This is a genomic window from Richelia intracellularis HH01 (assembly GCF_000350105.1).
In the GTDB taxonomy this organism is placed as follows: Bacteria; Cyanobacteriota; Cyanobacteriia; order Cyanobacteriales; family Nostocaceae; genus Richelia; species Richelia intracellularis.
On sequence record NZ_CAIY01000004.1, the window covers coordinates 1 to 6,792 of the forward strand.

Below are 6,792 nucleotides of genomic sequence, written 5' to 3' on the forward strand. Positions count from 1 at the left end.
TTAAATAGAAATAATCAATAATCTTTATATAACCGCCGTAATAAATTAATTAAATCTCAAAATATTTGTCGAGTGTACTTATTATTGAAGCATGAATATTATATTGGTTTGTGAACTTATACAAAATTATGAAATTTTAACAAAAGATTTTATTTTTCGTTTTTATATGTGAGCTATATTATAATTATAGAATTTGTTAGATTATTTATGGACAAAAAATAATAGCTGAATATAAAGCATATAACCTTACTAGGAATAATATATATTATTTTTTTTCATGTGAAGTCACGTCATGATCATTTATGATATCTGATTTAAGTCCTCTATAATGCTTCATTTTTTTCGTTTTATAAAATATCTATTTCGACTCAGTATAATACGAATCGTAATTATTACTACAGTTACAATTTGTATTTGTTTTAGAGGAACAGGAGTACTCGTAACTGATTATACAGCTTCCTGGATTGGTAATAGTTTTGGAGGTGGTGATAAGTGGGTACAAATCAAAATAGAAGATATGCAAGTTGATGGTGAAGGAAAAGTTTACACTAATAGTATTTGGGATGAAGCAGGTAGAGAAGTTGGCATTTATCACAATGGAAATATTATTGGCAAAGCTGAAGACTTGCATGGTTGGGGAAGACATGGGGGTAAAGCTATTGCAATTGATAAAAAGCATATATATGTGGCAATGCAACAATCAGCAGAAGTTAATGCAAATGGTGATTATCCAACTTCCGGAACTACTTGGTATTGTGTCCGTAGGTACAATTTAGCTGGGAAAGCTGCACCCTTTCCTATGGGACGAGGTTGGGATAATAGTATGTTGATTGTTAGTACTAAAGGTGCAATTACAGGCTTGGCTACGGCTAACCAGCGTTTATATGTGAGTGATGCAGCAGCCAACCTGATTCGCGTTTATGATACTAATAATTTGGGTAAGCAAATTATTAGTTTTACAGTTTCTCATCCAGGCAAAATTACTATAGACAGAAATAAAAACTTATGGTTAATTCAAGAAAATACTGGCAAAGTCCTTCATTACTCTCCTGAAGGCAAACAATTATCGGGAACTATTAATAATATAGGGAAACCAACTGCGGTTGTAGTTGATAGAAAAGGGAGATTATTAGTCGCAGATAATGGTATACGGCAGCAAATATTGATTTATAATATTAGACACAACCCCAATTTAATAGGCACTTTAGGTACTCAGGGAGGAGTTTATGCTGATACCCCTGGCATAATAGCTGACACGAAGCTTTACGACTTGAGTGGTCTAGGTGTCGATTTAAAGGGTAATGTTTATGTGAATAGTGGATTGCACGGTGGAACTGATCTGCGCAAATTCTCACCGTCTGGGAAACTCCAATGGCAATTACTTGGGTTGCATTTCATCGATAATGTAGATATAAACCCCTTGACTGATGGTTTGGATGTATTTGCGAAACAAGAGCACTTCCATATGGACTACAGCAAACCAGTTGGCAAGCAGTGGAAATATCAAGCTTACACCTTAAATCCATTTAAATACCCGCAAGATCCTCGATTACATACATCCCCCACTTCTGTATTCTTTCGTATTATCCAGGGTAAACCCTTCATGTTCCTTACGGATATGTACAATAGTTTTCTAGAAATTTATCGCTTCAACTCCAAGACAGATGGGGAAATTGCTATTCCTGCAGGTATGTTTGTGGGGACGAATGGCAAAGGGGGAAAGGCAATTCCTGGAGATTGGCTTACAACACAACCGAATAAAGGGGAATGGATATGGTGTGATCATAATGGTAATGGAGCTTTTGATCAGGGAGAATATGATAGCAACTATGATTACCCCTATATTGGTGGTTGGTGGGTAGATAGTAAGGGAGATATATGGAAAACTTTACGCACTCATGATGGTATGGGGATTCGCCATTACCCTTTACAAGAGATAGATGCAAAGGGTAACCCCATTTATAGCTACAGAACTATGAAAAAACAGAAAACCCCAAACATCTTCACTGATTTACGACGAATTGAATATATACCAGAAACAGATACCATGTACTTATCCGGTTTTACTAAAGAACATCCTGCCAGCCGTGATAATTCCAAGTGGTATGGCTCTGAATTAGTAAGATATGACAATTGGAATACAACATATCCTCAACAACGATGGCGATTGCAAGTACCCTATAATCCCCAAGACAATCCAGAAGTACTAACGGCAAGTATGAGTGTAGCAGGAAACTATATATTCTTAGTTACTTTTAAGCAGGCGAAAGTTTACATTTATCAAGCTAATACAGGGAAGTTAGTGAAAACTCTGAAACCAGGAAAAGAGGTGGCAAGTGAGAGTGGGTGGATTGATATCCCCTATGGTATTCGAGCAGTACGTCGCAGTAATGGAGAGTATTTAGTATTTGTGGAGGAGGATTGGAAAGGGAAAGTAGTTTTCTACAAACTGAAATTTTAGGATTATTGATAAGGTGAAGGATCTGAAGCAAAAAATTTTGCTTTATTCATTATCCAAGTGGGTTATTTTCCACCCATAAAACCTAATCTATTTATCCTAGTAGTAATTTAGGATAAAGGAAGAAAAAAGTTTGCTATATCTCCATTTATTATAATTTTAAGCTTTGGATAGTTTAATTTATGTAATACTAGTTGACTGTATCAGTGTATTATTGTAAATTTGCAACCTGTATATAATATTATTTTTGCTTCTTCACTTCTTTTTTTATTCGTGCATATTTTTATGCGAATCTGATTGGGAAAATTAAATTACCCTACTAGAAATTGTATAATTTTCAATTTGAATATAGTAGCATACAATGAATAATTAATAATAGCTAATCATCATAATCTAAAGTAAAAATAATGCTAATAGACTGGCAGACTGCTAAAACTTACAAGGATATTCTTTATTATAAAGCTGATGGTATTGCAAAAATTGTTATCAATCGTCCCCACAAACGTAATGCATTCCGTCCCCAAACAGTATTTGAATTATATTCAGCCTTTTTAGAAGCACGTGAAGATACTGATATTGGTGTAGTTCTATTAACCGGTTATGGCCCCCATACTGATGGTAAATATGCTTTCTGTTCTGGTGGAGATCAAAGTGTGCGTGGAAAATCTGGATATATTGGTGAAGATGGTATACCTCGTCTAAATATATTAGATTTACAGAGACTGATTCGTTCTATACCGAAGGTTGTCATTGCTTTAGTCGCTGGATATGCAATTGGAGGTGGACATGTACTACACTTAGTATGCGACCTCACAATTGCTGCTGATAATGCTATTTTCGGTCAAACTGGCCCCAAAGTAGGTAGTTTTGATGGAGGCTTTGGTTCTAGTTATCTTGCCCGCATAGTGGGGCAAAAGAAAGCACGAGAAATTTGGTTTCTTTGCCGTCAGTATAATGCCCAGCAGGCGATGGATATGGGTCTAGTTAATTGTGTTGTTCCTATAGATAAATTAGAGATTGAAGGAGTTAAATGGTCAAAAGAAGTCCTAGAGAAAAGCCCCATCGCCATCCGTTGTCTAAAAGCAGCTTTTAATGCAGATTGTGATGGACAAGCAGGCTTGCAGGAGTTGGCAGGAAATGCCACGTTGCTTTACTATATGACGGAGGAAGGTGCAGAGGGCAAACAAGCTTTCTTAGAAAAACGTACTCCCAATTTTAGCCAGTATCCCTGGTTACCTTGATTGAGTTTTGAATGCAAAAGACAAATACCATATGATGATTTGTTTAGTGACCCTGAGATCATACTTGTTGGTAAATAATCAGAGAATTTAATTAACTATAAAGGACTAATATTTCACAACTTCTTCAGAGAAAAATAGAATAAGCCAAGCTATGTATGCTCCTCTTACAGGAATAATAACCTATTGCAACATTCATCTTAAGAATCTGGGAAAATTAGAACAATATCTTTTTTAAAAATTAGTCGCATTGCAAAACCATTTATACATTGTCATAATTGATATGAAATTAGAAAATTTTTTTTGTAATATCTACCAGGAATAAAAACTTTGTTAATTCATAAAAATGACATAATATCTCAGGAGAAGCACTAAATTATATTAAGCTGGCATAACAATTTTTCCTTGTATGCTGCTTGCAACTCATCAAATAAAATTTTTAGCTGGTTCACATTGTATATACTTGTCAATCACTCACAGATTAACTACAAATCTTATACCTTTCTTTATTTATAAATTTTATTTTATATCATAATTAAATGAAACTTCTCTAGTTCAGTATCAGTAAGTATATTATAATAATTTTGAATTCGATTGCAGTAACATACACTTTATTAACTCAACTTCCAATTCTTAAGCAACTTACAATTATTATTGAGCCTTGAAAAGGCTACAAAAATATTACACTATTATGCGTTAGGAATAATCGAAAATATTACTAGTCAGAGGTTAAAGACCTTACCGCAATCATGACATTTAATTAATCAAAAGTAATATACAGTGATATTTTTAGACTTCCAAAAACCCCAAACACATTCTTAACAGTGATATTACCATATATATTTACTACTATATCTTCAAATTTATCTTGTCTTAAAATATGGTGGCTTATCACTTGCGATTACATTTTTACTTTTGACTATAGCAATTAAATTTTTATTTTTCTGAAAATTAATAATGACTTCCTCACGTCTACCAAAAACCTCATTAATTGACTGTATCATATCATCATCTTAGTTAAGTATTATAAGCTTTGTCTCAGTATGTATATCTATGATATCACTTAAATTAACCCTATTGAATAGGGTTTTAAAGGTATTCCTTTATATTTATCACTATTAATTTTATGCTGTCTCAATATTGAGCACTGCTGCCATTTAATATCTAAATTTCTACTTTTTCCCTATAAATTTTATATCGGAGCAATACTTTTAATGAAAATTACAAATAAGAAAAATCATGGAAGATAACCCTATAATAAACTTAAAAAGTGCTTCATCAAGCTCACATCTGATATTCATCTCATATTCCAAGAAAAACTTTAAGGTGAATATTATAAATATCTTTGTTCCTCTTATTAAATTACCTCTCCTAGTCATTTACTAACTAATTAAGATAGTTTGAAAACTATACAAGAGATTCTTAAACTGCTGATATAATTCAACACCAAGCGGGAAATACTAACAATTTAGGGAAGTATCAATAAAGCCCTTACTCTACTTGTATAAGTTATAGATAAGGTTAAGATTAATTACTTTCCTTTATGCTCTGAATATTTAAGTATATATAGCTCCTAGTAGATTTAAACAGTGCCCCTTATTTTTCACACTATTTTTAATAATTCAAGAACTCTTCGGTCATTATGTATGATTCTTATAAAGTTACTAACTAAAGATTATTTGGTTTAGGATAATCAAGAACACTTAAAAATGCACATAATAGAAGCTAGGAATGAAAAAATAGCCTATTATTATTGCTTGTATTGATATTCAACTGTAAGCTCGAAAATCAATACTGCACATTTTATGAATGGTGTGCCAGACAAAATTATGCAATTTTTAAAAGGATATCTGAAGTGAAAAACCAATAGAACCCAAAATAAAATATACTCACCGCAGTCTATCCATAACTAAAATACCAGATTGGTACTTACTGACCAATACGAAAGCCTACCTATCCAAAACTACTCTTAAGAAATACACATATCTGATTTTAAATCATTGAGAAATATTTACCATTTTCAAACTAATCACTGCCGAACAATTTTGCTTAACTAACTAAATAGGGGAGAAGTAAGATGGCTAAAAAGTGAGATCTGGTATTGTAATAGTTAAATGGCTAAACAAAGTGTTAATATTAATTTAGATTTGAAATTATAGGTTATTGTACATATTTATTTTCAGATTAGTATCTGTTGCTCATATCTTCATGTAGTAGAAAAATATCAACTTAAGAATTAGAAGAATAACAAAAAATTTCTAAATATAGTCAATTCAGTAATATTACTATATCAATGATAGGGGTAGTTTTTAAGAATTCCACTCCTATCATTGTTCATCAATCTATATTATTTGCATTTCTACATTATATTTTTTTGCAATTTCAGATAACTTATTAAACTGTTCTTGTTCAGCCTCTTCTAGTTTTTCATCAGGAAGGAGAGTATTTTTAGTGCCTTTGGGAACTAAATACTTAACATACAGTGAAATAAAATCTACTACAATTAGTACACCTTCAAGAGTGTTGGTATCTGCCTCTTTACCTGCCAGTAGTATCGCTAAACCACCATCAATAGAATTCCTGGTAGCTTTGACAAATTGATCTACCAATTCTTCAATGTAATATGTAGCTTCTAAATCAGCTAGCTTTTTAGGGTTAGGGGTAAATTCATACCCTGCTTCTATTGCTTGCTCTAAAATGCACCATTCTACAAATTCTTTCAAAGCTTCATCTGGGAAAGAATCTAAATAAGTGTGCAATTTAATTTCTGATGTTTTACTCATGTATCAAAGTAGTTAAGAAGTTAATTAAATAAGTAGGAAGAGGAAGTAAAATACTCCCACTAGAATTACCTGAACTCTAATGATCTAAGTAGCAAATCTCAATACCATTATTTACAATTTATAATCATAAATTAGACAAATAGATTTTATAACTTAGATATCTATATCGTCCGAAATACAATTTAATTTGAATATAAGTTTTATTGCTTTCTTTTTTTAATATACATTAAAAAAGTCTATCGATCAAAAATAAGATTTTAAATCATAACAGATAGGGTAAAAAGTTATTCATTAGCATGATTCTAAATCATAT

3 protein-coding genes are annotated in these 6,792 nt (G+C 32.2%); 2 read left to right on the plus strand and 1 reads right to left on the minus strand.

Annotated features, from left to right (window positions below):
- Window positions 1–328: 328 nt before the first annotated feature.
- Both RINTHH_RS00175 and menB read left to right on the plus strand, forming a co-directional pair.
- Window positions 329–2,461, plus strand: coding sequence for an NHL repeat-containing protein (locus RINTHH_RS00175; RefSeq protein WP_008231386.1), 2,133 nt, complete (start codon window positions 329–331; stop codon window positions 2,459–2,461).
- A 404-nt stretch (window positions 2,462–2,865) separates the two neighbouring features.
- The gene (gene menB / locus RINTHH_RS00180; protein ID WP_008231387.1) at window positions 2,866–3,699 is read left to right on the plus strand and encodes a 1,4-dihydroxy-2-naphthoyl-CoA synthase; all 834 of its coding nucleotides are present in this window, start codon (window positions 2,866–2,868) and stop codon (window positions 3,697–3,699) included.
- 2,339 nt (window positions 3,700–6,038) lie between these two features.
- Here menB and RINTHH_RS00185 read toward each other — a convergent pair.
- The gene (locus RINTHH_RS00185; protein WP_008231390.1) at window positions 6,039–6,479 is read right to left on the minus strand and encodes a hypothetical protein; all 441 of its coding nucleotides are present in this window, start codon (window positions 6,477–6,479) and stop codon (window positions 6,039–6,041) included.
- Window positions 6,480–6,792: the final 313 nt, after the last annotated feature.